Below are 26,222 nucleotides of genomic sequence, written 5' to 3'. Positions count from 1 at the left end.
CTGTCAGGTGACGCGGCTGTAGGCGGCGAAATGGTCGCTGCCAAGCTGGCGCTGTTCGACCAGCCGCCAGCGGCCGTGGGCATCGCTCAGATCTTCAAGCCCGATATCGCCGATCGCGCGCTTGCCTTCGCCGATGACGATGGGCGCGCGGTATATTTCGAGCCGGTCGACGAGATCGGCAGCGAGAAAACTGGACGATGTTCCAGCGCCGCCTTCGATGTAGAGATACTGGACATCCTCAAGCCCCGAAATGCCCTCGGGCTCGTTGATCACCTTGACCCCGTCAGGCGGGAAACCGCGCGAGAGGAGAACGCGCCGAGGGCTGCGGTCTTCAAGGCCGGGGAGACGTACGTCGAGCCGCGGTTTATCGGTGCGCCATGTGCCGCCGCCGACGAGGATCGCGTCCTGCCGTGCGCGCTGGGAATGGACATGGGCGCGGGCTTCCTCGCCGGTGATCCACTGGCTCGTGCCGTCGGCCATGGCGATGCAGCCATCGAGGGACATGGCGATCTTCAGCGTGACGAAGGGACGGTCCCGCTCTTTCGTCGAGAGATATCCCGCGAGGCTTTCGCGTGCGGCGGCATCGTCAAGCACATCGACCGCGATCCCGGCGGATTTCAACCGCTCGACACCGTCGCCGGCCGTGCGGGGGTCCGGATCCGAAACACCGATAACGACGCGTGCGGGCTTGGCCTCGGCGAGCAAATCGGCACAGGCCGGTCCGCGTTCGCTTCTGTGCGCGCAGGGTTCGAGCGTGACGTAGACGCTCGCGCCTTGTGCGCCACCTTTCTCGAGCTGGTTCAGCGCATGGGCTTCGGCATGCGGTCGCCCTCCTTCTTGCGTCCAGCCGCGGGCAATCACGCGCTCGTCTTCGACGATTATGCACCCGACAGCGGGATTGGGCCGACTCGCAGGGCGAGAGCGAGCGGCCAGCCGCGAGGCTGCCGCCATCCAGCGCGTGTCAGTCGCTTGCGACGGCACCGGTCTCGCCCGTTTCGCTCGCCGTTTGTGCCTCTGCAGCTTCTTCGGCGGCCCGTTCGGCCTCGATCTCTGCCTCCATCGCATCGACGTCGATGCCGGTGGCTCGGCCCAGGTCGCGATACATTTCGCGTTTGCGCTGCTCGATTTCTTCAAGCTGCGCGCGCCGTTCGTCCTTGCGACGCTGGTTGGCTTCGTTCGACGCGGCGATCTCCTCGTCGCTCCGGTCGGGCGCATAGCTGGTGATATAGGTCACTTCGGGCGGGGAAGGGGGGACCAGGATCGATTCCTCCGTCGCCCACCATAGGATCAGCGAAAGCGGCAGGAAGGATACGGCAAGGATTACCCAGCGATAGGGCTGGGGCTGGCGCAGATAGGTCCAGAAATCCATCGCCCCGGGGACGGGATTGAAACGAGAACGCGAAAACATGGGGCTGGATATAGGTGGCAGGAGCGGTGCGCGCTAGGGCCAGTCTCGGCCGGGGTCGCCAAGGCGGGGCTCAGCCGAAGCTGGCATAGAGCGAGCGACCGTGTTCCTTCAGCCATAGATCGGCCTGCGCGATGTCGTCTTCGAACAGGTCGCCCAGCATGGCATGGAAGGCGGGGCTGTGGTCGAAATGGACAAGATGCGTGACCTCGTGCGCTACGACCGAACGGCGCACATGGTCGGGCGCCTGTATGAGCCGCCAGTTGAGGCGAATGGTCTTGCGGTCCGAACAACTGCCCCAACGCCTCTGCGCGCGCGACAACGCAAGCGGTACGGGATCAAGCTGCGCCCGCCCGCAATAATGGGCGATCTCTTCTTCGAATAGCGTGCGGGCCTCAACCTCCAGCCAGCGTTGCAGACGCCGTTCGAGCGAGCTGTGCGGCCCACCCAGCGCAATGGTTTTTTCCTGCAAGACGGGACGACGCGGCGCATCCTCCGACCAGTCGATCACCAAGTCGCGCCCGCGGTAAAATATCGTGCCGCCCGGACGCGGCGAGCGGCGCTGCGGTATCTTGGCCACCTGCGCTTCCAGCCATTCACGCCGCGCGTGCGCGAATGCGATCGCTTCGGCACTGCGCGCCCATTGCGGCAGGGTCAGCCGAACTTCACTCCCGTCGGGTGCGAGCCGCAAGGTCAGCCGCCGCGCGCGCTTGTGCCGTCGCAATGCAATGGGAACCCTTCGTCCGCCCAGCTCGATCTGGGGTTCGAGCATGTCGCGGCGCAGCCAGTCGATCATTCGTCCCAATCCACGACATGATGTTCGAGCGGGCCAGCATCGTTCTCGCTCACCACGCGCCCCGCCACCGAGACTCCGGCACGCTTCACGTCCTCGCGGTCGCCGGTCAGGAGATAGTGCCATTCGGGCAGGGGCCGGTCGTCTGCGCGGCGGCGATAGGCGCAGGTCTCCGGTAGCCAGTTGACCTCGCCGACGATGCGCAGGGTCAGCCGGAGGCAATCGGGGACGAAGGCCTTGCGGTTGCGATAATCCGTGCACTGAGCCGTTTTCGTGTCGAGCAGCTTGCAGGCGACATTCGTGTCTTCGATTTCGCCGGTATCCGCATCTTCGATCTTGTGCAGGCAGCAGCGCCCGCAGCCATCGCACAACGCTTCCCATTCGGCGCGGTTGAGCTGGCCTAGCGGCAGCTCCCAGAAGCGCTCTCTCAACTCACCCATTTCGCCAGTTCTGCCGCGACCGCGTCGCCGCCCTGATCGGTGGGAAGGGTCGCGAGCGGCTCGCCGTCCGGCCCGAAGAGATAGACGATCGCGGAGTGGTCCATCAGGTACCCGCCGCCCGGCGTATCTTCGCCGCGGGAGTAGAACACCCGGAAATTGTCCGCCGCCGCCTTGACCTGTTCGGGCGTGCCGGTGAGGCCGATGAGATCGTCGGAAAATGCCGAGGCAAACTCGCCGACGATTTCCGGCGTATCTCTTTCGGGATCCACCGAAATGAAGATCGGCTGGATCTTCGCCGCCGCTTCGGGCTGCGTTTCGGCAAGCTTCTTATAGCCCTGAATCATGCGCTGCACGTCCGTCGGGCAGATATCGGGGCAATAGGTGAAGCCGAAATAGACCATCCGGTACTGTCCGTCGAAATCGGCCCAGCGCACGGTCTCGCCGTCCTTGTTCACCAGTTCGAACGGCCCGCCTATATCCGCGCCTGCCAGTGGCGGCTCTCCTGCAGCTTCGGGCGCGCCCGGCTGACAGGCGGCAAGCGCCAGCGCGGCGGCAAGAGTCGCCGGAAGGGCACAGAATTGACGGAAGCGAATGTGGGGCATGGCGATACGGTTCATGCTCTGCTAACTGGGTGCTCGTGAAAGCTGGACAAGCTTCTTGTGACAGGATTTTTTGAAGGATGACAGCATGACCCGCGGTGTTATGCGCACAATTGCCATGGGCCTTGCCCTGATCGTGACGAGCCTGGCTGCACCGGTATCGGCGCAGATGTTTCGCGACGGGTACGAGTTTCTGAAGGCGGTGAAGGACCGCGATGGCGAAGTTGCGACCGAGTTCCTCAATGAGCCGGGCTCGACCATCGTCAATACACGCGACATCACGAGCGGTGAAACCGCACTGCACCTCGTCACGGCGCGGCGTGATCTCGTCTGGGTGCGCTTTCTGCTCCAGCGCGGGGCGAACCCCAATATCCGCGACAAGGAAGGCGTCGCACCGATCCAGCTCGCGGTCCGGCTTGGCTTCGTCGATGGGGTAGAGGCGCTGCTCAAAAATGGCGCCGATATCGATGTGAACGATTCGGCGGGCGAAACGCCCCTGATCGCCGCCGTGCACCGCCGCGACGTGCCGATGGTGCGGCTGCTGCTTGCCAATGGTGCCAGCCCCGGCAGGACGGACAATTCGGGCCGGACAGCGCGCGACTATGCCGAATTGTTGAAGGGCAACCGGTCGATCCTCGACGAGTTCATCAAGGCCGAGGAGGAGCGCGAGGCAAAGGGTGAAGACAAGAATTACGGGCCGAAGATCTGATCGTGACCGTGGCAGACACCCCTCCCGATATGGCTGACATGACGCTCGACGAGCTGCGGCTCGCGCTCGCACCCGACGTCGCCGCTTCGGCTATTTTCGACGGTTGGAGCGATGAGGCGCTGGTCAACGCCGCAGAAATGGCGGACGTCGATATCGATGTAGCGCGGCTGGCCTATCCCGGCGGCGCGATGGACATGATCACGGCCTGGATCGACACGATCGATGCGCAGATGGCGGAGGCGCTGCCGGCTGAGAAATTGGCCGAAATGAAGATCCGCGAGCGCATCCGTGCACTCGTCGCTTTCCGGCTCGAGGCGGTAACGGGGCTCGAAGAAGCCTTGCGCCGCGCACTTGCCGTGATGGCCATGCCGCAGAATGCAGCCCATGCTCTCAGGACCGGTTGGCGGAGCGCCGATATCATGTGGCGTCTCGCTGGCGACACGGCGACCGATTACAATCACTATACGAAACGCGCGATCCTCGCCTCGATCTATGGCGCAACGCTATCTGTGTTCGTCGGCGACGAGAGCGAGGGCAAGGCAGACACCTACGCCTTTCTCGACCGGCGAATCGATGGCGTGATGAAGTTCGAGAAAGCCAAGGCGCAACTCCTGGGCTCGGGCGACCGCGACCATTTCAGCGTCTCGCGCTTCCTCGGCCGCTTGCGCTACCCCGCACGCTGATGTTTTCGCATGCGCATCCGCAGTTTCGAAGCTACTCGCTATTGATAATCGGTTGCAATTAGCCTTGGGCTCTGGCAGCGCGCAGATCATGACGCTCGACCATCTCAAGCGCGGCGAAAGCGCAACGATCACTGCGATAGACTGGAGCCTGATTGCGCCGGAGGAAGGCCAGCGCCTGCGCGCGCTCGGCATCGACGAAGGTGCCGAGGTGGCGATCGCCCATCGCGGCGTATTCGGGGGCGGCGATCCGCTTGCGATCAAGGTCGGGCGGATGACGATCGCGCTGCGGCGCTCCCACGCCGTGGCGATGGAGATCGCGCAATGAACCCGATGCGCACCATTGCGCTGGTCGGCAATCCCAATGCCGGAAAGAGCGCGCTGTTCAATGCGCTGACCGGCGCTCGGCAGAAGATCGCGAATTACCCGGGCGTCACTGTGGAGCGCAAGGCGGGACGGATCTCGTTGCCAAGCGGCGAAGCAGCCGAATTGCTGGACTTGCCCGGCAGCTATGGCCTCGCCGAAACGACCAGCCCGGACGAGGAAGTCGCGCGGCAGGTCATCATGGGCGAGTTCGAGGGTCAGGCAGAGCCGGACGTGATCGTCATCGTGCTCGATGGCGCCAATCTCGAACAGCACCTCGTCTTCGCTCAGGAAGTCATTTCGCTGGGCAAGCCCACAGTCGTTGCGCTGAACATGGTCGATCTCGCCGAGCGGGACGGTCTTGTTCTCGACCCCGAGGCGCTCGGCCATGCGCTGGGCGTACCGGTTGTCTCGACCGTTGCTGTGCGCCGCAAGGGGCTGGACACGCTGCTTGAGGTTATTGCGCAGGCCGGAAAGGAGATCGCGGAGCATCGCGAGGAGCGCCGGGCTGGCCATCTGACCTTGCCGGAACGCCGGTTGGCGGCAAAGAATATCGCCAATGCCGCGATCCTCTCCGAAAGCGGCGTGCACCGCCTGCATACCGGGCTGGACAAGATTCTGCTCCACCCCTGGCTCGGCCCTGTGATCCTGTTCGGCCTGCTGTTCGTGGTTTTCCAGGCCGTCTTCGCCTGGGCCGACCCTTTCATCGGCATGATCGAAGGCGCGACTGAGGCGGTGGCCGGCTGGTTGACCGCCAACATGGGCGAAAGCTTTATCCGCGATTTCCTGACCGAAGGGGTGATCGCAGGCGTCGGATCTGTGGTGGTGTTCCTGCCGCAGATCGTGATCCTGTTTGCCTTCATCCTCGTGATGGAGGCGACCGGCTACATGGCGCGGGCTGCCTTCCTGATGGACCGGATGATGGCGGGCGTCGGCCTGTCGGGCCGAAGTTTCATCCCGCTGCTCTCAAGCTTTGCCTGCGCCATTCCGGGCATCATGGCGACGCGCAGTATTGCCGACCCCAAGGACCGGCTGACGACCATCCTGATCGCTCCGATGATGACATGTTCGGCGCGCCTGCCGGTCTATGCGGTAATCATCGCCGCGGTGATTCCGGCGACCAGTGTCGGTCCGGGTATCGGTTTGCAGGGCCTCGTGCTCTTTGCGCTCTATGTCGCCGGCATCCTCGGCGCGATGGCGGCCGCGCTGGTGCTGCGCCGCTCCGTTACCAAGGGCACGGCATCGGGCTTCATTATGGAGCTGCCACGATACCAGTTGCCGCGCCTTCGCGACGTGCTGATCGGCCTGTGGCAGCGCGCCTGGGTCTTCCTCCGCCGCGCGGGCACCATCATCTTCGCCGCGACCGTGATCCTGTGGTTGCTGCTCACCTTCCCCAAGGCGCAGCCGGGCGAAAGCCAGCTCGATGCGAGCTTCGCCGGACAGATTTCCGAAGTCATGCAGCCCGCCTTCGCCCCGATCGGCTTCAATCAGGAAATGACGCTGGCGCTGGTCCCGGCAATGGCCGCGCGAGAAGTCGCGGTGGCTTCGCTCGCGACGACCTATGCGGTCGATGCAGAGGACGAAGAGGAGACCGAAGCTGCGCTGCGCGACCAGATCGCGGCGCGCTGGAGCCTGCCCACGGCGCTCGCCTTCCTCGCCTGGTTCGTCTTCGCTCCGCAGTGCCTTTCGACCATCGCGGTCGCACGGCGTGAAACAAACGGGTGGAAATGGCCCGCCTTCATGTTGGCCTATCTCTTCGCGCTCGCCTATGTATTTGCCGGAATCACCTATTGGGGTGCGCTGGCCTTCGGGCTGTAGGCGCGCTGGAGCGAAACGAAGGAATACTGAATGGCCGGGTCACTTAACAAAGTCATGCTCATCGGAAATCTGGGAGCAGACCCGGAGATCCGCAGCTTCCAGAACGGCGGCAAGGTCGCAAACCTGCGTGTCGCGACGACCGAGACCTGGAAAGACCGCAACACCGGCGAGCGTCAGGAGCGCACCGAGTGGCACTCCGTCGCGATCTTTTCCGAAGGGCTCGTCAACGTGGTCGAGCGCTACCTGAAGAAGGGCAGCAAGGTCTACATCGAGGGCAAGCTGCAGACGCGTAAATGGCAGGACCAGTCGGGCAATGACCGCTATTCGACCGAGGTCGTCCTGCGCGGTTTCGACGGCACGCTGACCATGCTCGACGGCGCTGGCGGCGGCGGTGGTGGAGGCGGCCAGGGCGGTGGCGGCTGGAACCAGGGCGGCGGCGGCTCTGGTGGCGGAGGCGGCGGCAACTGGCGTGACGGCGGTTCCGGGGGCGGTTCTGGCGGTGGCCAGGGTGGCGGCTCGAACTACGACGATCTCGACGACGATATTCCGTTCTGATCGGACGTTTGAACGCTCAACGCACCGCGCGGCGATAGAGGTGAAAGGTGGCGTGACCCAGCACGGGTAGCGCCACCAGCAGGCCCAGCAGCGCCGGGATCATCGCGGCAAATACCAACAACGCGACGAGTACTGCCCAGCAGAGCATCACTGCTCGGTTGGCCCCGACAACGCGTATGCTCGTGATGATCGCGGTGATGAAGTCGACTTCGCGGTCGATCAGCATGGGCAGGCTCACGACCATGATAGCGAAGAGAAGCAGCGCGATGAGTCCGCCGATTGCGCTGCCGACCGCGAGCATTGCGAGGCCGACGGGTGAGAGCAGCACCTGGAGCGGGTCCGCGCCAACCCCCGACTGGCCGAGGAAGACGCCGAACACCGTGTGCGCCAGGATTACCCAGAAGGCGAAAATGACGAAGGCGATGACGCCCATCACCGGCAACTGACCGTCACCAGCAGTCACCGCGCCAAGCACGGGGCGCCATGAAATCGCCTCTCCCGCCAGGCGTCTGCGGCTTGCTTCGTAGAGCCCGGCTGCGGCGAAGGGGGCGATCAGCGGAAACCCTGCCATCGCCGGGATAACCCAGAAATACTCGCCGCGATTGAAGAGAAGGTGGGTCATGACGAGCCCCGCGATCACGAATACCGCTCCAAAAAAGAGCCCGTATTGCGGGCAGGCCTTGAAATCGCGCCAGCCCGCCGCCAGCGCGGCAAACAGGTCACTCGCCCTCAGGTCGTCAGCGACGTGGACTGGCTGCGCATCGTTCTGCGAAGCTGCTTCCATGACATTCCCTCCCACTCCAGATGAGCCCGGAGAGGATGCCTTCCGCATTGATTTGCATCAATCGCGTGAGAGCGGCGCGAAGGTCAGTCCTTCTTGAGTGCAGCCAATGCAGCGGCGAGCGGGCCTTCCTGCTGACCTTCCTGCACGATGCCCACTTCCTTTCGCGCCGTGTCGGCCTCGGGCCCGATCGCATAGGGATCGATCGCGAGGCCCAGCGATTGTGCGACCGCTTCGCCGAGGTCGAACGTGTCGCCCGAATACTCGATCTCGTCGCAGTCCTCGGGGCTGAGCTCGATCTCGATCTCTTCGTCCTCGCTCAGCGCAGGATCGATCGCGCCTTCTTCGACAAACCGCAGCAAAAGCGGCTCGTCGATCTCTACCGCGAATTCCTCGTGGCTGACGGCGCAATTCTGCTGGATCGCCGCCTCGAGCGTGCCGGTCGCGAGTACCGCTTTGCCGTCTTCCTCGAGCGTCAATTCGGCGCGCAGCGAATCGACGCGCGGCAGGCCGAAACGTCTGGCCAGCGCGTCGCGCTCGCCCTCGTTCGCCTCGATCACTACCGGATCCGCAGGAAGCGAGCGGGCCTTTATAGTGCGGGAGAGTTCGGGCGCGCTCATGCGGGGATTTCGCCTGCGATCAGCGCTTCGTCATCCAGCCCGGCCAATCGGTCTTTCAGTGCTAGCATGCCCTGAGCAACGCAATCTGCAGAGCCGTCTTCGGTCAGGCTGACGTTGCGGTTCACCGCCTCGGCAAGGCGCGGCCCGTCTGCTAGGGTCAGAGCGCTGCGATAGGCGCCAAGCCTGCCGCCAAGCACGCCCATCAGCTTGCCCACGCGTTTGCCGACGACGACGTCATTCACGCCGAACTCGCGCAATTGCCCGTCCATGTCCTCGACGAAGAACTCGGCCAGCAGCGCGCTTTCGCGGCGCAGCTCCGCATCCTCCAGCCGCACGGTCACGACCGAGAGCACGGCGGTGATCATGTCGAAGCGGCCATCGACCGTGTCCGCCACGCCGCATTCCGCATACCAGCGGGGATCGCGGGCCAGCTCGACCACCTTGTGCCACAAGGGGCGAAGCCGCTCGCGCGGGTCGGGCTCTGTTCCAAGTAGTCGTGAGAGGAATGACATGGGTTGTGCTTGCCTTGTCTCGTGTCTTGTGACCGCCGTGTGTCGGCGGGGGCGTTCAGCCGCAATTCAAATCGTAATGCCCAGTGGCAAGGAGAAGCGGCGTTGCATGCCGCGGGCCATCGCCCTAAGGCTCTGGCACAAGATATAGGCAGGCTTGCCGCGCGGACAATGCGCATGGGCCATCTAGGGAATACGAAAGACGCGATGAAACACGCTGCAGCATTGAAAATCGGTCTGATGATTGCAGTCGGGGCGGGGCTGGCCGGTTGCACCTCCATCCGCGAATCGCGCGGTTACGTGATCGACCAGACGCTGATGCAGACGGTGCAGCCGGGCATCGACAATCGTCGCTCGGTCGAAGGCACACTCGGCCGCCCGAGCTTCACCAGCCAGTATGGCGACCAGACCTGGTATTACGTTTCATCGGTGACCGGCCGCCGACCCTTCGTCCGACCGACCACCCGCGACCATTCGGTGCTGGCGGTGAAGTTCGATAATGCCGGCAATGTGACCGAGGTCGAGCGCTCGGGCATGGAGAATGTCGTGATCTTGCGTCCCGATGGCGACGAAACGCCGACGCTAGGCCGGGAGCGCAGCTTCCTCGAAGACCTGTTCGGCAATATCGGCCAGGTTGGCGCACCGGGAGCGGGCGGCGCGGGTCCGGGCGGCTAGATCGCCTTTCGGGGGTAGGGCACCCCCTTTGCGCGCTTGACCCTTTTGGCGCGCTCCCCATATCCCGCCGCATGAACGATAAAGCGGCGAGCCACGGCCTGACCCAGTGGCACGGCACCACCATCGTCGGCGTCAAGCGGGGCGACAAGATCGTCGTCGCGGGCGACGGCCAGGTCTCGATGGGCAACACCGTCATGAAGCCCAATGCCCGCAAGGTGCGCCGCATCGGCGAGGGCGGCAAGGTCGTCGCCGGTTTTGCCGGCGCGACGGCAGACGCCTTCACCCTGTTCGAACGGCTGGAAAAGAAGCTCGAGCAGTATTCGGGCCAGCTTCTGCGTGCAGCCGTCGAACTCGCCAAGGACTGGCGCACCGACAAGTACCTCCGCAACCTCGAAGCGCTGATGATCGTTGCCGACAAGGACAGCCTGCTGGTGCTGACAGGCAATGGCGACGTGCTCGAACCGGAAGGCGGCATCGCCGCGATCGGATCGGGCGGTAACTATGCGCTGGCCGCTGCGCGCGCGCTCGCAGAATACGAGGAAGATGCGGAGGTCATCGCGACCAAGGCGATGCAGGTCGCCGCCGAAATCTGCGTCTTCACCAATGGAAATGTGACGCTCGAGACCGTCTGAGCGAACCTCCAACACTTACGGATACGATGACAGAAGCACTCACTCCCAAGGCGATTGTCGCCGCTCTCGATGAACACATCATCGGCCAGAAGGAAGCCAAGCGCGCCGTCGCCGTCGCGCTGCGCAACCGCTGGCGCCGTCAGCGCCTCTCGCCCGAACTGCGCGACGAGGTCACGCCCAAGAACATCCTGATGATCGGCCCGACGGGCTGCGGCAAGACCGAGATCAGCCGGCGTCTGGCGAAGCTGGCGGAAGCACCGTTCATCAAGGTCGAGGCGACCAAGTTCACCGAGGTCGGCTATGTCGGCCGCGACGTCGAACAGATCGCCCGCGATCTCGTCGAAGAAGCGATCCGGCTCGAAAAAGATCGCCGCCGCGAGGCCGTGCGCGAAGCTGCCAGCGAAGCGGCGATGGAACGCCTGCTCAACGCTCTCGTCGGCGAAAATGCGTCCGAAGCGACCCGCGAAGCCTTCCGTGAGCGGATCGTGCAGAACGCCATGAACGATACCGAGGTCGAGATCGATGTCGAGGAAGCACCGCAAATGCCTTTCGACCTCGGCCAGGCTGGCGGCAATGTCGGCATGATCGATCTCAGCGACATGTTCGGCAAGGCGATGGGCAAGAAGCCGACCAAGCGCCGGAAATTGAAGGTGCCCGAAGCCTGGGACAAGCTGGTCGATGAAGAAGCCGAAAAGCGCATGGACCAGGACGACGTCGCGCGTGTCGCGCTGCAGAACGCAGAGACCAACGGCATCGTCTTCCTTGACGAGATCGACAAGATCGCGGTGTCCGACGTCCGCGGCGGCTCTGTCAGCCGCGAAGGCGTGCAGCGCGACCTGCTGCCGCTGATCGAAGGGACGACCGTTTCCACCAAATACGGCCCGATGAAGACCGACCATGTGCTCTTCATCGCGTCTGGCGCATTCCACGTTGCCAAGCCTTCCGACATGCTGCCCGAACTGCAGGGCCGCCTGCCGATCCGAGTCGAGTTGCGTGCGCTGACCGAAGAAGATTTCGTTCGGATCCTCTCCGAAACCCGCGCCAATCTCGTCGCCCAGTACAAGGCGCTGCTCGGTACCGAGAAGGTCGAGCTCGACATGCAGGATGACGGGATTGCCGAGGTCGCGAAGATCGCCGCGCAGGTCAACGAGAGCGTCGAGAATATCGGCGCCCGCCGCCTGCAGACGGTGATGGAAAAGCTGCTCGAGGAAATCAGCTTCGAAGCCGAGGAGCACGAGGGCGATACCGTGACGGTCGATGCCGGTTACGTGCGCGAGCGGCTCTCGGACCTCGCCAGCGACAGCGACCTGTCCAAATATATCCTCTGATGACGGAAGCGGTATCGGACCGAGACGCGATGCTGGCGCAGATGGCGCCGGTGCTCGATTCCGTCCGATACTGCTTCATGCTGATCGCGCCGGAGATTGCTCCGCAGGCGCTGGGCGCAGCCATCGGCACTTTCCGCGAGGACGAGGGCGTGACAGCCATCGTGCCCGAAAGCGTGGCGCGCGAATTGGGCGAGGAAGGCCCGGCGATGGCGCGCATCACGCTGACCGTGCATTCCTCGCTCGAAGGTGTCGGGCTGACCGCCGCTGTTGCGGGCGCGCTCGCTGAGGCGGGCATCGCCTGCAACATGGTCGCGGCATTCCACCACGATCACGCGTTTGTCCCGGCAGAACGCGGTGAGGACGCCCTCGCAATTCTGCGCGAGCTGTCCGCAGCCTCTCGCTAAGGCGAATTGTTCGACCAGTTTGTCCAAAGCAGACATAAGCAAATGGCAGCTATCGACCCGATTGCGGACCTTAGTATCTGGAAAGATGATCAGCCTTCGGGCTGCCGGATGCGAGGTAAACTTGCGACTAGCTGAGCCAATTGGCTGGCCTTCTGGACCCCGGTCTTCTGGTAGATGTGCTGGATATGCGTCCGCACGGTCGCGATCGAAATCTGATGCTGGTCCGATATCTCTGCCGCGGAGTATCCTTGGCTGACCGCCATAAGAATGGGAAGCTCAGCTTCGGTCAGACCATAGATCTGCTGCATGGCTATGGGTGCGGATGCGCTTGCTTTGCACCTGTCAATCCAGACCAGGACCTTCGTTTCACCTTCAAATTTCTTTGGTGCCAGAGTGAAGCGCCATGTTGTCCCAGTGCTGTCTTGGCCCAGATAAGAGAGCCTGCCGGACCGGTGATTATGATTGGCGTCGTTTAAAGCAGCAGCAAGCTTTTGATCGTCTTGAGGACGATGGAGAAAAAGCCTCCCTTGGGAGGATCGCAGCAGACTGGGATGGTTGAGCAAGGCCTCCGCCTCGGCATTGGCAAAGGAAATCCTGCGGTCGGCAGCTAGAACGAGATAGGCATCTTCGATTTCGTTTATCCCAAGGATCGCGCCCGATGCCTGTTCTTTGTGTCTATTAAGGTTGCGCCGGAGCACCGCCATGCGTGTGATATGAGGGCGCAATAGTTCGAGCAATCCGAGTTCGTCGTCGGAAAAGTCATCCTCGATATATGCTTTCTGAATGCCTAGAACGACCAAGCCATCATCGCTCCGCTTGGAAATGAAGCCCATGCACTGACCGGAATCATCTCCGAACTGGCGAATAAACTCGTTGAAGAAAAACGAATTTCTGAACTCAGAAATTTCTACGAAGTCCGAATGCTTTGCGGATCGGTTGAGTCCGATCCGAGTAAGATTGGTCTTAGTCCACGCGTCATGCCGATGCAGTGAATGGAGGCGATAGTAGTCATCCATCGCAGCGCTGAAATGGTTTAACCACATTTCTTCGAGTTCAAATTGTGGTGAGAATGTTTGAATTGTGCAAGAGCGTCCCCTGAGGGCGCCCGCAAGATGGTCTGGTAGAACCTCTTGGGCCTCGTCATCGTCGAGTGCTTCGTAGATCTGGCCAATAATCTCCATGGTCCTGCTCCTCGCCTTCAGATTACGCTCGAATGTCGCGATCAAAAGGGGTTAAGACTTATTAGCCATCGAGGGCTGGCGTGAGTTCATCAGAACTGATGACGACATGGCTAACTGGCAAGGCAATTATCCTACCCATTGAAGAGGTAGGAGAATAATCGCCATGAACTACCAACCCACAGCCATCTCTGGTGAGATTCGGGCGAATAGCTTCATTTCGAACGACCAGCGCACCGCTAACATCGCCAGCCTCTCCGACGGCGGTTTCGTGGTTATTTGGGTTTCCAACGGGCAAGATGGTGACGGGCCTGGAGTTTACGGACAGCGTTTCGACTCTGCTGGAAATGCAGTCGGTGACGAATTCCAGGTCAACACCTACACCTTGTTGGATCAGGATAATCCTTCCGTGGTCGGCCTCTCCGATGGTGGGTTTGTGGTGGCGTGGGAATCAAACCTTCAGGATGGAAGTGGCGGGGGCATTTATGGCCAAAGCTTCAATTTTGACGGAACTCCCACCGGCGATGAGTTTCAGATAAATACAGCGACTTTCGCAAGCCAAGCAAATCCTCAGCTGGAAAGCAGCAGTGACGGGGGCTTTGTGGTGATATGGCACTCCTCTGACGGCAGCGGGGATGGTATCTTTGGCCAGCGCTTCGACGCGGCTGGAAATGCCGTCGGAGTCGAGTTCCAAATTAACACCAATACGGTCAACAGTCAGTTCTTTGGAAGTGTCGCGGGTCTAAACGATGGCGGCTTCATCGTGACATGGAGCTCAAGAGACCAAGATGGCAGCGGTCTGGGAATTTTTGGTCAGCGTTTCAATATTGATGGGACCGCCGTCGGGACCGAGTTTCAGGTAAATACGGTTACAGCTAACGACCAGTTTATTTCTTCTGTCGCCGGCCTTGGCGATGGTGGCTTCGTAGTGACTTGGGAATCTCTGTTTCAAGATGGTAGTAGCTGGGGGATCTTTGGCCAGCGCTTCAATGCTGACGGGACCCCTTCCGGAGAGGAATTCCAAGTAAACACATTTACTTCGGGCGTTCAGAGAACTCCATTTGTCACGGGCTTGAGCGATGGCGGATTTCTGGTGACGTGGAACTCCTTCGGACAAGATGGCGATAGCTGGGGAGTTTTTGGCCAGCGTTTTGATGCTGCTGGTGTCCCAATCGGAGACGAGTTCCTCGTCAATGAAACAACGTCCGGATATCAATCATTCGGATCAAACTTTACTGGCATTGAGGCGGTTGCCGAACTCCAAGACGGAAATCTCGTTTTTTCTTGGTCTGGTAGTGGAAGTGGGGAGGGACTCGAAGTGTTTCTCCGCATTTTTACTGTTCCAGATGTAGAACCAGTCAACGAGGTTCCGAATGCGGTCAATGATGAAGTTGCGACAGACGAAGATGTCGCGGTTGTGATCGACGTTCTGGCGAACGACAGCGATGTCGATGGTGACAGCCTTGTCATAAGTGCGGTGACGCAAGGGGCAAAAGGCACCGTTGTCGACAATGGTGATGGATCGGTGACCTACACGCCGAACCCCGACTTCAACGGCAGCGACAGTTTCAGCTACACGGTCGATGATGGTCAGGGCGGTACAAATACCGCGACGGTCAATGTGACCGTGAACCCGGTCAATGATGCGCCAGTGATCTATCGCGATTTCTCTGTCTCGGAGGAATTCCGGGATGGCGCCCTAAACGGTCTGCCCTGGACTTATCAGTATGATGTGCAGGAAGCCGATGGATACCTGCAGCTTTTTCAATCTTCGACCGACCTTAGAAGCAGGGCAACCTACAATTTTGAAGAACCGCTTAGGGATGCAGAGATCTCTTGGGATGCGAATTACCAGCCGTCAGAAACCTTCCCATTCAGCGAATATTTCTACGGGCCAACACGATTCATGATCGAAACCGCAGATGGAGACGTATTGCAAGTGCGCTTCAGTATGCAACGGACTTCTTATGGGCCAGATCATGACAACTCGCTTGGAAATTATGACAAACCACAGCTTACCGTGTTCAACAAGGATGGGTCGGTTGAGAGCTTCTACGCACTCGACTTAAGCACCTCTGACTATCTCAATCTCTGGACCAACTTTGCGTTCGATCTCGATTCATCATCGGGCCTAATAACGATCGACATTGAGGGCGACGGGACAATAGACATCTCGGCCGAGAACCCATCATTCATAGGTGCCGGGCTGAGTTCGGTGATGTTCGAAACCTACGGCTGGTGGACAGGCCACTCTACCTTCATTGATAACTTTTCAGCAGCAGGAAAGTTGCCCGTTAGTGAGATCGAGATTTCTGTCGATGAAGATTCCAACAGCGGCGCTGTTCCAATCCTTGCTATCGATGCCGACAGCGATGTTTTGAGTTATAGCCTTGTTGGAGGTGGAGGCCCGTCGTTGGGATCTGTTGCCTTTCAGGGTAACAGTTTCACTTACGAGCCAAACCTCGATTCAAACGGCCCTGACGCCTTCACTATTTTTGTGGACGATGGCAACGGCGGAACTGCAGAACTTCTCGTTAGAGTGACCGTAAACCCGGTCAACGATGCGCCTATTGGCGCGGATGACGCCTATTCAACCGACGAGGACCTTGCGCTCACTGTCGAAGCGGTGGGCGTGCTGGCGAATGACAGCGATGTTGATGGGGATGCGCTCAGCGCGGTGCTGGTCGATGATGTGACTAACGGTACGCTCGCGCTGAACGCGGACGGGAGCTTCAGCTACCAACCCAATGCTGATTTCAACGGCACGGACAGCTTTACCTACCGCGCCAATGACGGGACGGTTGACGGCAACCTTGTAACCGTCAACCTAACGGTGAACCCGGTTAATGATGCTCCTTCGGTATCATTTGCATCGGAAGTTTGGGACCAATCTGGAAGCGGACAATCGGCGGGAGGCCTCATACTAGGACAGTTTGCCCAAGGCGGAAATTTTACCCTCAATTCTGGCACAAATCTGTCCGAGATATCGCTTTTGCTCCGGGAGGGGTTCGGCTCACAGGATGGAGTGTTTGAAGGCTTTTCCGGCTCGCTAAGTTGGGCCATTTATGCCGACGATGGTACGGGTAAGCCTGGGTCTAGACTATTTACCGGCGAGGACGTCAGCCCTCGCATAATAGATACCGGTGAAGGACAGAACCTTGAAATCTTTGACATAACGATTGCGCTTGGCGACGTCCAATTGGCTATTGGTGACTATTGGATCATTTTGCACGAAGGCCCTTGGGGCTCTCCCTTCGATGGCTCAGAGATCAGTTGGGTGCGTTTTGCTGATACTCCGGAAGGGGCGTTGCGCGCTTATACTTCGAACGAAACAGATCCGGACGGGACCTTTGGCACGGATGAAATCGCTCCAGCCTTCGTGCTTAGGAGCTCGATTCCAGCCGCGACTGAGCAAGTCCCCTACGATCTGAAGGGTGAAATTTCAGTTGGCGATGCCGATGCAGGCGACGCTATTCTGTCGGTTACGCTTACTGTCGATTTTGGCATTCTCAATGCAGTCGCCGGAACAAGTGGAGTATCTATCGATGGGTCGGGCACATCTATACTGACTATCTCAGGCACGACTGTCCAACTTAATGCATTTCTCAATTTTGATCCTGACAGCACTTTGACGTTCTTCACCAATACCGATGCACCGCCGAGTTCCGCCGAACTGGAGGTAATAGTCAACGATAACGGTGCGACAGGCTCTGGTGGCGAGCTGACGACCAGTAAAACCATCACAATCGAAATTAACCAGATCAACGACGATCCTCTAGCGTCAAGCGACAGCACGTCTACCTATGAGGACAATGCGGTGATTGTTGACGTTTTGGCCAACGATAGCGACGTCGACGGCGACAGCGTAAGCGTGACGGGCGTAACCCAAGGGGCCAACGGCACGGTTGTGCCTAATTTTGATGGAACCCTCACCTATACGCCGAACCCCAACTTTAATGGGTCGGATAGCTTCACTTATACAATCAGTGACGGCCAAGGCGGTGAGGATACCGCGACTGTCAATGTCACTGTCAACCCGGTCAATGATGCGCCGATTGCTTCCGGTGGTGATGCTGATCCAACGCCAGTGCCTCTCACTGGCGATATTCAGGTCAATACCGTGTTCGCATTCGGACAAGAGCCCGCGCAGATCGCTATGTTCGGGGACGGAACATTTATCGTCGTCTGGGGGGATGGTCTTGGACATCCAAATCCCGACGTTCACGCTCAATTCTTTGCTGCTGATGGCACTCCGGTAGGCGGAGAAATGACAATAAACCCCGTCACGGCTGGCATTCAACTGGTGCCAGAAGTTGCTGCACTTTCATCTGGAGGTTTTGTCGCTGTTTGGGAGTCGTGGTTCGAAGGCGGTGACGTTGAGTGGGGAGTTCGCGCCCAGATTTACGATGAAGCTGGAGCGCCTGTCGGCGATCCCATCCATGCAAACCAATACACCGCGAACAGTCAGCGGTTTCCGGATGTAACTGAACTGAACAACGGCAACATTGTCATTACGTGGGGCTCGTTCGGTCAAGATGGAAATGGCTCGGCAGTCATCGCCCGGGTCTACAATGCTTCTGGCCAGCCGCTAAGCGGTGAGATCCAGGTCAATCAAACCACCTTAGGCGACCAATTCGAACCGGACGTGGTGGCACTTGCAAATGGCGGTTTTTCGATAGTCTGGCACAGCAATCCAGGTGACAATACGGGTCAGATTTTTGGCAGGAGCTTTGATTCGGATGGGACTGCACAAGGTGATGAATTCCTGATCAATTCCAACGATAGCGGCGAGCACTTCAGGGCGGCGGCTACCCAGTTGGACGATGGGAACCTTGTCGTTGTTTGGGAAGGACAGGGGCAAGTACAGTCACGCATTATTGATCCCGCGGGAGTGCCCATCACGGAGGTAATACAGGTCAACACGTGGCCGATTTCCCCCCAATGGTTGACCACCGTAGCCCCGCTTGACGATGGGGGATACGTAGTTGGATGGTCGGCCCTCTTCTCGGACTTCGAAGGATATGGACTGCTGATGCAGCGATTTTCTGCCGATGGCACGAAGATCGGCGACGAGGTGGCCATCAACGAGATTGCTACCGGCAATCAGTTCGCACCAGACCTGGTCCAGGGACAGGATGGCAATCTAGTTGCGGTATTCCAAGCCGATGCAGACTTGGACGGGGACGCGTCTGGAGTGTTCATGCGCACATTCGATCTTCCCGACCCCAATGGCGGAACACTTGCCGACCAATTTTCCAATGAAGACACACCCTTCAGCTACACTATCCCGGAGAACGCTTTCTCCGATCCTGATGGCGATCTACTGAGTTACACAGCGACACTTGCCAATGGCGACCCGCTGCCGACGTGGCTTTTGTTCGACGCTGATACACAGACGTTTTCGGGCACACCGCCACAGGACTTCAATGGCTCTTTCGAAGTTCTCGTCACGGCCAGCGATGGCGAACTTGGCGCCAGCGATACATTCCAGCTGAATATCGAGCCGGTTAACGATGCTCCTGTGGCGCAGGACGACACCGCCACCGTAAACGAGGACCAAAGCGTCTCCGGGAATCTCATCACCGGGCCAGGCGCGGATACAGACGTGGAGAACGATCCACTGACTGTCGTCATCGCCGGTGGCGAAGTTCCGGGAACACTCGTGCAGGGTACTTATGGATCACTTATCGTACAGGCCGACGGGTCTTACACTTACAGTGCTGACGCGGACATCACTGACACTCTTGCCCCAGGAACCATTGTTACGGATACATTCACCTATGAAGTTTCGGATGGAGAACTAAGCGACACAGCGTCTCTCTCCATCGAAATTACGGCGCTCGATGACGGTCAGGTAATTCGCGCAAGTCGTGGTGGGGGAGATTTAGGAGGGACCGACGGTGATGATCTCATCTCTGGCGGGCGCGGCAATGAAACCATCCGAGGCGGCGAGGGATTCGACCAGATCTCGGGCGACCGTGGAGACGACACCCTCGAAGGCGGGCCTGGCATTGATCTGTTAGATGGAGGGCGTGGTGCTGACATCCTTCTGGGCGGTCCCGGCGACGATGTCCTTGTCGGCGGGCGTGGCGATGACATTCAAACGGGCGGGCCAGGAGCTGACATTCACGCCTTCGGAGACGGAGACAAATCAAGCGGCAACGATACGATTACTGATTTCACTATCGGCGAAGATTTCCTCTATTTCAACGACGGGGTTTCTATCGTCTCTCTGGCGGAAGACGGTGCAGATACAATATTGCTTCTCTCAAACGAGGGGACAATCCGGCTTGAGGGCGTGACCGGGATTTCCGATCTCGGTGTGCTTGAAGCGGACTCCCTGCCCAGCTGGTTTGGCAGCTCAGGCATATCCAAAACAGCTTTTCAAACCCAAGAGACCGAAACCACCCTGGTTTCTATCGCGGATTACGAGTTGGTCAGTCTTAGCGGGGCGGCTCTGCTCACGGATGTAAACAAGATCGACTCTCAACAGCGAGCCATCAGCTTTTCTATCGATGCAGCAATAGCGCCTCTCTTGATGACCGCATTCGTGAAGACGAACGATTTCTCTTCTGAGCGAATTCCAGTTGAGGAAGTGGCCGAGCCGTTCGGCCAAGATGCATTGGCCTGCAGCTTCGCCCTTCCTACCCTTGGCGTGGAACTTACTCCTGAGGCACCCGAGATATATTTCCGAGCTGAAAGTCCGAAAGATTGGGCGCCCAGCAATCTAGCGAGCAGGGAAGGGCACTTTCAGACCGATGCAGAGGCATTTCTCCCGAATCTACGAGCCGCCATACCCGCTGAACTTGATACCTTGAGAGACGCGGCTCCCCTTAACGCAAACAACGCTCCAGCCACCGAGTCACCAGAACTGCTGATGCAATCTTTGCTTCTAATGGCGGACGCTCACGGTCAGAACTCATTGGATGAGCCGGCTGCGGAAGAAGTAGCGGCAGTTTTGGCTGATCTGGCGGCGACAAGCACTATCGAGAAGATATTGGAATTCTATGTCTCGACCGAGGAGAATGGTGATCCGACTCCGGTAAGCGAGCAGGCAGCATTGGCAATTCTGGAAACCCAATGGCACACGGATGTGCAATTTGGGACGATCGGACCTGAATTAATGGAAATGGTCCAAGAGCCTGAAACCCATCAAGCCGGGTAGCAATTAAAGTCCCAAGAACGATGCTGGCTGAATAGCTTGAAGGCTTCTGCTAAGCGGCCCACTGTCTCGCGCAAGCTTGGTATCGGCGTATGAACAATTTTGACGAGAGCTCCCATAGAGTGTCTCAGGGATGATTTCTCGCTGGCGCTGCGATTAGAGCTAGTGGTTTCGCCCCCCAAACAAATTTAGTGCCCCCGCTTTCTCTAGGCTCAGAGCCGAGAGCAGCAGGGGCTATTTGTTTCCCTCGCTCAAGCGCTTTCCCGGCCGATCGGTGACGGCCTTGCGGAGGCAAGGCTTGCATCGTGAGCACTGTCCTGGCTGGCACGGTTGAGTGACGCTTCGAACCTTAGACATCTCACCCTAGGATGGACGCGTTCGGCTTTGTTAACGAAAATCTATATTCTCAATCCAACGCCAGCCAGTACTTGTAGGCGATCAATCTCAACTTCGTTTTCCTCAGTGACACTCACGGTATCGAAACGATCACGGCTGTACATGGAGTAGTCAGCCTCTGCCTTAATATAAAGCCGCTGAGTTATATCTAGTTCGATTCCGCCGCCGACTTGAATCCCATCAAATCCGAACTCTTCGTCAAACACACCGGAGTCGTCGTTCACCACGCGCAGCGTTCCGTTTGAATAGCCTGCCTTTGCAAAGACGAGGGCACCTCCAACATCGGCACCGATCCGCGCTCCGACCGATAAGCCATGCTTGAAAGTTATGAAATCGTTCTCAGGATCATTTTCGTCGGTCCCCTTGTCGAAGTTCGAAAGATCAAAGGACGCATACGGGCCGAGAAAAATCTTATCGGCAATTTGGAAGTCGTAACCAACTTCTGCCCCGTAAGATAGACCGCTTCCGCTAATGGTAGTCTCACTATCGTCCACTGAGAGGTCATCAAGACCTATTCGGAGTTCTGCGCGCCCCTCGGCCAGTGCCGGACTAGCGATAGTTACGCTGATGATGATAGCTCCAATACAATATTTCATATTTGCCTCCCGTCGTTTTCAATCGTGACTTCAACTAGGTAAGCGATGGCTGGCCTCAGGATTGCCTCAACTGCCTTGTTTTTTCTTCTGAACGCGCGTTTCGAGCTTAGATCATCACTTCCATACTGCGCATTTAATACGGTGCATCTTGCAGCGCATCATCAGTTCTGATGATCATTGACGATGCAAATTGTGTCATTTGCCTGTGATCCGCGAGCAGTGCAGCAAGGGCGGTGCTAAATACGGCTGCATGTAACAGCAGGGCAGTGTATGTTTGGGGCAAGTTCATGTGTGCCCCTCTCCACTTTGAAGTAAGCTTGCCGAACCAAGCTCAGCTAACTTGCCATTCCTGTTATCATCTGTTCTGATGATGCTGGACGAACTAGCTTAGGCTAATTTCCTAACCCTTGACAGGTCGCCAATAATAGTACGGGCTCGCGGTTGATATTGGGCGGGGAAGCGCAATGGATATCATTGGCAGGATCTACGAGGCGCTAGACGACGAGGAAGTGTTCGAAATGCTTCCCTATATTGTTTCTGAAACAGTTGGATCGCGTTCGTGCACCTTTCAGATTTTTTCGAAAAACTTCGATCTCGAACTAATGAGGCACCACTACTTCCAAAAAGAGATGGACCAGTTTTACCGTGAAAATGGTCTGCACGTTCACGATTTGTGGGCCAAGACCATGCTGCAAGCGGGTGTTGGAAGAGCAAACTTGCACTCAGAATTCATAGAGACTGCGGATTTCTGTAAGTCGTTTTTCTATAACGAGTTCATACGCCGGTTCGGAGATGACTCAGCCCATTGTTTGGGCTTCGGTTCTGAGACACCTGACGGCGGATTGGTGGTTATGGGCCTGCATCGCGCCAGATCCGATCAGGATTTTACAGAAGAACAGCGGTCAAAGCTGGAGTCACTTCGCCCCCATATTACCCGTGTAGCGGTTCTTCGTAAAAAACTTGCTGAGGCAACGACCGCTTCTGTTGGAGCCCTTGCGGCAGTTGATTGCCTGGAAGACGCATATTTGGTGCTCTCGCCTGATCGACGCATTTCGTTTGCCAACATGGCTGCTGAGGCTCTGCTGCAACAGCATGATCTACTGCAGACCTCCGAAGGTAAGCTCTACCTTCACCGAATTCAGGATGACCAGAGGTTCGCTCGCGCACTAAGCGATACCAATTATAACAGGCTAGCAGGCAAGATGTCGTTTCTTGCGAGGGACAAGTCCGGCTTAGCTTGGCGCTTCACTCTCGCGCCCAAAACTTTCGAGGGCAAGACTCTGGTTCTGGTTTGGATCGATCGTTGCAAACCGGCGGCGTCCGCGCCTCAAGCTATGCAACAAATTTACGGGCTGACTCAGGCTGAGTTGCCAATCCTTATGGCAGTGAGCCAAGGCCTTTCTGCAGGCGAAATTTCCGAGCAACATGGGATATCAATAGCGACAGTACGTTCCCATATACAGCACATCTACCAAAAGACTGGGGTCAATAAAGCAAGCCAGTTGGCACAACTCGTAGCAAGCTTGCCAAGGGTGAAGTAGCGGAAAATTACCAGTGTCCGCGTTCCACCCACAAACAGCCATCGATCGCTCCTGATGGCCAGCCTGAAAGCCGACAGTCGGCTATCCTCACATATCGGCCAAGAGCGGCTGGTCGGCTAACGACCCGTATCTGGACATTCTCTGGTAGCTCACTTTGAAAGGGTCGAATTAACCATCCGTTTCCTATCTTATGTTAGTTTTCGCACTTGGATAGGAGAATCCAATGGAACTTCGGCAAGGCGACAGGTTTGCGTCTAGGTTTGTGACCGCTGCTCGAATACCCGCTTCCAATGCGGAGGTTGCGATATTGGACATTTCGACCACGGGTTGCAAAATCCGAACATCGAGCGAGCTCGCACAGATCGGTGCGACAATCCTCATCCGCCTACCAGATGGAGAGGAAGCAGCCGGTCAAATCGCTTGGAAAAACAAAGAACGATGCGGCGTGAAATTTAGTAAACCGATCCCAGAGCAATTGATTGATCGCATAGCTCTGTAAGTGGCTTGGATAACCGACATTCGTTGAACTTGCTTTGATAGTTCCGCTCCGCTCTCGGGAGCACAGGGCTGCTTGTCTCTCGACGCCTGTCGCTCTCGAAGCTTAGCTCAGCCTAAGAACCCCAACTTAGCTTATTGCTTTAGGAACAGCGTGAATTGCCTGATCAGCTACTGATCAGAGGGGGATTCCCCAAAAGCGGGATCGGTGCAGTCTCTGGAGCGCGAGCGGCCTGCTAGGGGACAGGCAGTCGCCCCCTAGTGTGCCAAGTCCAACTGGACAAACTTTGGAGGGCGCATTGGCCCTTGCGTTTTTGCGACCGGGTAGGTGTTTCCCTGTCCCAAGGCGGCCAATGGCATTCCAGCTTCCGCCAAGAGGTAGGGCGACACACGGTGTCGTGCCATAAGACCGCTGTATCCATCGCTTATAAGTGAGGTCTCGAACCGCAGACCCTGACTTCGATCCGTCGTGTGAATGACCTTGCTTACAACGAGTTGCCCTGCGCCAAGGTCCAGCACAACGTCCGTGCCGATGGGAACACCTCTCAAACCTTCGATGCGCGCGCCAGTTTTCGACAAGTTGCGTAGCATCACCTCATAGTAGTGGTCCTCATGAATGAGCCCCGCCTTGCGGTAGAGCGTCATTCTATCGGCTCGATAGCGAGGGGGGCCATCAGCCTTGAGTATCCAATCGCCGTCTGCAAACTTTGTCAGGATCTGGTCCTGAGTGAGGGGTGGGGAGTAGATATACCCTTGGATCAGATCAGCTCCCCGTTCCCTGACGAGAGCTAGCTCGTCCATAGCCTCCACACCCTCTGCCACGGTCTGCATGCCGAGTGCTTTTGCAAGAGCAACGACTGCACTGATGATCGCGGGATTGGTATCTCCACTCTCGGTGCATCCTTGAACGAAACTCTGGTCAATCTTGATCTTCTTGAAGGGTGCTCGCTTAAGGTAGCCGAGGGACGAGTATCCGGTCCCGAAATCGTCCATCGCGAGACGAACACCTAACCGATCTAGTCTATCAAAGGTCTGGTCGACGGCCTCGACACCGCCGACAAACACACTCTCGGTAACCTCGAGCTCCAGCCGAGAAGCCGCAAGGCTACTGCTCCGAAGCGCAGATGAGACCAGCTTGGGCATATCGGCTTGCATAAACTGCCTCGCCGAGACGTTTACAGCAACGTGAATGTGGTCTGGCCATTGTGCCGCGTCCCTACATGCTTGTCTCAATGCCCATTCGCCGAGGATCAGTATCAACTCGCTCTTCTCGGCAATAGGAATGAAGACCCCAGGCGAGATCGTGCCCTCATGCGGGTGCTCCCAGCGCATAAGCGCTTCGAAGCACTTCACGCGGTTATCTGTCGGATCGACGAGTGGTTGGTAGGCGAGGCTCAACTCGCCTTTATCAATCGCATCTCTTAGATCTTCCTCGAGCCGCACACCGAGATTCGCTGCATTTCGGAGTTCAGCAGTATAGAAGCGTGACACGCCGCGACCGTCTTCTTTTGCGCGGTATAGCGCCATGTCCGCGGAGCTGATCAATTCAGCTGCCGTAATTCCATCAAATGGGGCGATAGCTATGCCAACCGAGGTTCCGATAATGGCTCGCCTACCGTTGATCGAGTAAGGCTGAGAAAGCATTTGGATGACGCGATCGGCCAATTCGCTGAGTTCGCCGCGGTCATCGAGATCCGGCAGCAAAATTTGAAACTCATCGCCGCCCAATCTTCCAACTTCGCCCCGGTTCTTGATCAAAACCCTGAGACGATCTCCAACCTGTTGGAGCAATTCATCTCCCGCCGGATGCCCCATCGTATCATTGACTTGCTTGAACCGATCCAGATCGAGCATCATAAGGGCGCAGCAGCGTCCTCTCGACGACTCCAAAATACCAGAGAGCTTCTCGTTCAAACGGCGGCGGTTGGAGAGGCCGGTGAGCTCGTCGAACTGGGACTGCTTTGTAACTTCGCGTTGATGGTGAAACTCGCCCGTTGTGTCCGCCGCGTTGCCTCGATAGCCCTTGAAGTGGCCTTCATCGTCAAAGAGCGGTGCGCCACAAATGCGCCAATATCGCGCACGGCACTCCGGTTGGTCTGGCCGAGAATTAATCTTAACAGTGAGATTGGCCAGACTAGATCGCGATTGAATGCGAAAAGCCAAACTGCGGCTGCCAGACTGCGCACCGTGGCAGCCTGCCTCCTGGAAGAACTCGAGCATCGGACGACCGATGATTTGGCAACCTTCCTCCTCGAAGGCGCTTTTCGCGTTCTCAGAAAGATAGATTAGTTTACCTTGGCTATCAGTCGCCCAAAAGCACCCGACGCCCACCTGCTCAATTTCCCGCAGAACCGAGAAATCAGAGATTGTCGGCGTTACACCTTGAGTAGTCTCGTTTTTGAGGATGCTGGAGAATGTCTTATGGAAGTTCTCAAAAGACATGTCCGCCCCTCAACCCTGACAATCGCTCCCCTTTCTAACTGAGGTTAGTTGAAGAGTGGTTACCGGATTTTAGCTACGGCACCGAGCCTAGAATCGGACTA

At 58.2% G+C, this 26,222-nt stretch carries 23 protein-coding genes; 12 read left to right on the top strand and 11 right to left on the bottom strand.

The genetic code is table 11. The annotated features are described in order from the left end of the window. Positions 1-3: 3 nt before the first annotated feature. The 5 genes from ribD to CCE89_RS04170 form a co-directional block, all read right to left on the bottom strand. A complete protein-coding gene (ribD, locus tag CCE89_RS04190) occupies positions 4-951 on the bottom strand; it encodes a bifunctional diaminohydroxyphosphoribosylaminopyrimidine deaminase/5-amino-6-(5-phosphoribosylamino)uracil reductase RibD (protein ID WP_086436720.1) in 948 nt (315 codons plus the stop codon). 10 nt (positions 952-961) lie between these two features. Then, the gene (locus CCE89_RS04185; protein ID WP_086436719.1) at positions 962-1,408 is read right to left on the bottom strand and encodes a hypothetical protein; all 447 of its coding nucleotides are present in this window, start codon (positions 1,406-1,408) and stop codon (positions 962-964) included. Between the two features lie 70 nt (positions 1,409-1,478). Next, positions 1,479-2,201 (bottom strand): M48 family metallopeptidase, encoded by a 723-nt coding sequence (locus CCE89_RS04180; RefSeq protein WP_086436718.1) that lies wholly within the window; start codon positions 2,199-2,201, stop codon positions 1,479-1,481. Further along, entirely contained in the window at positions 2,198-2,638 is a 441-nt protein-coding gene (locus CCE89_RS04175) for a YcgN family cysteine cluster protein (protein ID WP_086436717.1), read from the bottom strand. Before CCE89_RS04175 ends, CCE89_RS04180 begins: the two co-directional genes overlap by 4 nt. Continuing rightward, complete coding sequence (locus CCE89_RS04170; protein WP_086436716.1) at positions 2,626-3,255, bottom strand: SCO family protein; 630 nt, start codon at positions 3,253-3,255, stop codon at positions 2,626-2,628. The genes CCE89_RS04175 and CCE89_RS04170 overlap by 13 nt, the downstream gene beginning before the upstream one ends. Before the next feature lie 70 nt (positions 3,256-3,325). On the opposite strand from CCE89_RS04170, the gene CCE89_RS04165 reads away from it, so the two are divergent. The 5 genes from CCE89_RS04165 to ssb all read left to right on the top strand — a co-directional run bounded on the left by CCE89_RS04165 (position 3,326) and on the right by ssb (position 7,362). Beyond that, a complete protein-coding gene (locus CCE89_RS04165) occupies positions 3,326-3,946 on the top strand; it encodes an ankyrin repeat domain-containing protein (protein ID WP_086437008.1) in 621 nt (206 codons plus the stop codon). A gap of 29 nt (positions 3,947-3,975) precedes the next feature. Next, positions 3,976-4,629 (top strand): COQ9 family protein, encoded by a 654-nt coding sequence (locus tag CCE89_RS04160; protein WP_086437007.1) that lies wholly within the window; start codon positions 3,976-3,978, stop codon positions 4,627-4,629. An 88-nt stretch (positions 4,630-4,717) separates the two neighbouring features. Then, the gene (locus CCE89_RS04155; RefSeq protein WP_086437006.1) at positions 4,718-4,954 is read left to right on the top strand and encodes a FeoA family protein; all 237 of its coding nucleotides are present in this window, start codon (positions 4,718-4,720) and stop codon (positions 4,952-4,954) included. Continuing rightward, entirely contained in the window at positions 4,951-6,807 is a 1,857-nt protein-coding gene (gene feoB / locus CCE89_RS04150) for a ferrous iron transporter B (protein ID WP_086436715.1), read from the top strand. The genes CCE89_RS04155 and feoB overlap by 4 nt, the downstream gene beginning before the upstream one ends. 30 nt (positions 6,808-6,837) lie before the next feature. After that, on the top strand, positions 6,838-7,362 hold the full coding sequence (ssb, locus tag CCE89_RS04145; protein WP_086436714.1) for a single-stranded DNA-binding protein: 525 nt from the start codon (positions 6,838-6,840) through the stop codon (positions 7,360-7,362). Between the two features lie 16 nt (positions 7,363-7,378). On the opposite strand, the gene CCE89_RS04140 is transcribed toward ssb, so the two are convergent. From CCE89_RS04140 to CCE89_RS04130, 3 genes are all read right to left on the bottom strand, one after another. Further along, the gene (locus tag CCE89_RS04140; protein WP_086436713.1) at positions 7,379-8,146 is read right to left on the bottom strand and encodes a DUF2189 domain-containing protein; all 768 of its coding nucleotides are present in this window, start codon (positions 8,144-8,146) and stop codon (positions 7,379-7,381) included. Between the two features lie 83 nt (positions 8,147-8,229). Next, positions 8,230-8,763 carry a YceD family protein gene (locus CCE89_RS04135; RefSeq protein WP_086436712.1) on the bottom strand — a complete coding sequence of 178 codons (534 nt, stop codon included), beginning with the start codon at positions 8,761-8,763 and terminating at the stop codon, positions 8,230-8,232. Further along, positions 8,760-9,275 carry a ubiquinol-cytochrome C chaperone family protein gene (locus tag CCE89_RS04130; RefSeq protein WP_086436711.1) on the bottom strand — a complete coding sequence of 172 codons (516 nt, stop codon included), beginning with the start codon at positions 9,273-9,275 and terminating at the stop codon, positions 8,760-8,762. The genes CCE89_RS04135 and CCE89_RS04130 overlap by 4 nt, the downstream gene beginning before the upstream one ends. Positions 9,276-9,479: 204 nt before the next feature. Here CCE89_RS04130 and CCE89_RS04125 point away from each other — a divergent pair, with 204 nt between their 5' ends. From CCE89_RS04125 to CCE89_RS04110, 4 genes are all read left to right on the top strand, one after another. Then, the gene (locus CCE89_RS04125) at positions 9,480-9,947 is read left to right on the top strand and encodes an outer membrane protein assembly factor BamE (protein WP_234989928.1); all 468 of its coding nucleotides are present in this window, start codon (positions 9,480-9,482) and stop codon (positions 9,945-9,947) included. Positions 9,948-10,018: 71 nt separating this feature from the next. Beyond that, positions 10,019-10,579: an ATP-dependent protease subunit HslV gene (gene hslV / locus CCE89_RS04120; protein ID WP_086436710.1), complete on the top strand. Its 561-nt coding sequence runs from the start codon at positions 10,019-10,021 to the stop codon at positions 10,577-10,579. Positions 10,580-10,605: 26 nt separating this feature from the next. Further along, positions 10,606-11,907: an ATP-dependent protease ATPase subunit HslU gene (gene hslU, locus CCE89_RS04115; RefSeq protein WP_086436709.1), complete on the top strand. Its 1,302-nt coding sequence runs from the start codon at positions 10,606-10,608 to the stop codon at positions 11,905-11,907. Next, positions 11,907-12,311, top strand: a complete 405-nt coding sequence (locus tag CCE89_RS04110; protein WP_086436708.1) for an ACT domain-containing protein — start codon at positions 11,907-11,909, stop codon at positions 12,309-12,311. The genes hslU and CCE89_RS04110 overlap by 1 nt, the downstream gene beginning before the upstream one ends. Before the next feature lie 89 nt (positions 12,312-12,400). Here CCE89_RS04110 and CCE89_RS04105 read toward each other — a convergent pair whose 3' ends face one another. Beyond that, complete coding sequence (locus CCE89_RS04105; protein WP_143255955.1) at positions 12,401-13,492, bottom strand: helix-turn-helix transcriptional regulator; 1,092 nt, start codon at positions 13,490-13,492, stop codon at positions 12,401-12,403. Positions 13,493-13,655: 163 nt separating this feature from the next. Here CCE89_RS04105 and CCE89_RS04100 point away from each other — a divergent pair, with 163 nt between their 5' ends. Continuing rightward, the gene (locus CCE89_RS04100; RefSeq protein ID WP_086436706.1) at positions 13,656-20,654 is read left to right on the top strand and encodes a tandem-95 repeat protein; all 6,999 of its coding nucleotides are present in this window, start codon (positions 13,656-13,658) and stop codon (positions 20,652-20,654) included. Positions 20,655-21,049: 395 nt separating this feature from the next. Here the strand turns inward: CCE89_RS04100 and CCE89_RS04095 are convergent, their stop codons facing one another. Next, on the bottom strand, positions 21,050-21,643 hold the full coding sequence (locus CCE89_RS04095) for an outer membrane protein (RefSeq protein WP_086436705.1): 594 nt from the start codon (positions 21,641-21,643) through the stop codon (positions 21,050-21,052). Between the two features lie 464 nt (positions 21,644-22,107). Here CCE89_RS04095 and CCE89_RS04090 point away from each other — a divergent pair, with 464 nt between their 5' ends. Together CCE89_RS04090 and CCE89_RS15555 are read left to right on the top strand one after the other, a co-directional pair. Continuing rightward, positions 22,108-23,184: a helix-turn-helix transcriptional regulator gene (locus tag CCE89_RS04090; RefSeq protein WP_086436704.1), complete on the top strand. Its 1,077-nt coding sequence runs from the start codon at positions 22,108-22,110 to the stop codon at positions 23,182-23,184. 223 nt (positions 23,185-23,407) lie between these two features. Beyond that, positions 23,408-23,683 carry a PilZ domain-containing protein gene (locus CCE89_RS15555; protein WP_086436703.1) on the top strand — a complete coding sequence of 92 codons (276 nt, stop codon included), beginning with the start codon at positions 23,408-23,410 and terminating at the stop codon, positions 23,681-23,683. A 254-nt stretch (positions 23,684-23,937) separates the two neighbouring features. Here CCE89_RS15555 and CCE89_RS04080 read toward each other — a convergent pair whose 3' ends face one another. Next, a complete protein-coding gene (locus tag CCE89_RS04080) occupies positions 23,938-26,121 on the bottom strand; it encodes a putative bifunctional diguanylate cyclase/phosphodiesterase (protein ID WP_086436702.1) in 2,184 nt (727 codons plus the stop codon). Positions 26,122-26,222 lie beyond the last annotated feature (101 nt).

Origin of the sequence: Altererythrobacter xiamenensis (assembly GCF_900177715.1) — a bacterium.
Lineage (GTDB): Bacteria > Pseudomonadota > Alphaproteobacteria > Sphingomonadales > Sphingomonadaceae > Erythrobacter > Erythrobacter xiamenensis.
This window is presented reverse-complemented; position numbering and strand designations above follow the sequence as displayed.

Coding starts and splice junctions, on each gene's coding strand:
- hslU (WP_086436709.1), top strand. CDS start 10,606: ATGACAGAAGCACTCACTCCCAAGGCGATTGTCGCCGCTCTCGATGAA.
- CCE89_RS04160 (WP_086437007.1), top strand. CDS start 3,976: ATGGCTGACATGACGCTCGACGAGCTGCGGCTCGCGCTCGCACCCGAC.
- CCE89_RS04175 (WP_086436717.1), bottom strand. CDS start 2,638: ATGGGTGAGTTGAGAGAGCGCTTCTGGGAGCTGCCGCTAGGCCAGCTC.
- ribD (WP_086436720.1), bottom strand. CDS start 951: ATGGCGGCAGCCTCGCGGCTGGCCGCTCGCTCTCGCCCTGCGAGTCGG.
- CCE89_RS04155 (WP_086437006.1), top strand. CDS start 4,718: ATGACGCTCGACCATCTCAAGCGCGGCGAAAGCGCAACGATCACTGCG.
- CCE89_RS04135 (WP_086436712.1), bottom strand. CDS start 8,763: ATGAGCGCGCCCGAACTCTCCCGCACTATAAAGGCCCGCTCGCTTCCT.
- CCE89_RS04130 (WP_086436711.1), bottom strand. CDS start 9,275: ATGTCATTCCTCTCACGACTACTTGGAACAGAGCCCGACCCGCGCGAG.
- CCE89_RS04100 (WP_086436706.1), top strand. CDS start 13,656: ATGAACTACCAACCCACAGCCATCTCTGGTGAGATTCGGGCGAATAGC.
- CCE89_RS04185 (WP_086436719.1), bottom strand. CDS start 1,408: ATGTTTTCGCGTTCTCGTTTCAATCCCGTCCCCGGGGCGATGGATTTC.
- CCE89_RS15555 (WP_086436703.1), top strand. CDS start 23,408: ATGGAACTTCGGCAAGGCGACAGGTTTGCGTCTAGGTTTGTGACCGCT.
- CCE89_RS04125 (WP_234989928.1), top strand. CDS start 9,480: ATGAAACACGCTGCAGCATTGAAAATCGGTCTGATGATTGCAGTCGGG.
- CCE89_RS04180 (WP_086436718.1), bottom strand. CDS start 2,201: ATGATCGACTGGCTGCGCCGCGACATGCTCGAACCCCAGATCGAGCTG.
- CCE89_RS04140 (WP_086436713.1), bottom strand. CDS start 8,146: ATGGAAGCAGCTTCGCAGAACGATGCGCAGCCAGTCCACGTCGCTGAC.
- hslV (WP_086436710.1), top strand. CDS start 10,019: ATGAACGATAAAGCGGCGAGCCACGGCCTGACCCAGTGGCACGGCACC.
- ssb (WP_086436714.1), top strand. CDS start 6,838: ATGGCCGGGTCACTTAACAAAGTCATGCTCATCGGAAATCTGGGAGCA.
- CCE89_RS04080 (WP_086436702.1), bottom strand. CDS start 26,121: ATGTCTTTTGAGAACTTCCATAAGACATTCTCCAGCATCCTCAAAAAC.
- CCE89_RS04165 (WP_086437008.1), top strand. CDS start 3,326: ATGACCCGCGGTGTTATGCGCACAATTGCCATGGGCCTTGCCCTGATC.
- CCE89_RS04090 (WP_086436704.1), top strand. CDS start 22,108: ATGGATATCATTGGCAGGATCTACGAGGCGCTAGACGACGAGGAAGTG.
- CCE89_RS04110 (WP_086436708.1), top strand. CDS start 11,907: ATGACGGAAGCGGTATCGGACCGAGACGCGATGCTGGCGCAGATGGCG.
- CCE89_RS04095 (WP_086436705.1), bottom strand. CDS start 21,643: ATGAAATATTGTATTGGAGCTATCATCATCAGCGTAACTATCGCTAGT.
- CCE89_RS04170 (WP_086436716.1), bottom strand. CDS start 3,255: ATGAACCGTATCGCCATGCCCCACATTCGCTTCCGTCAATTCTGTGCC.
- feoB (WP_086436715.1), top strand. CDS start 4,951: ATGAACCCGATGCGCACCATTGCGCTGGTCGGCAATCCCAATGCCGGA.
- CCE89_RS04105 (WP_143255955.1), bottom strand. CDS start 13,492: ATGGAGATTATTGGCCAGATCTACGAAGCACTCGACGATGACGAGGCC.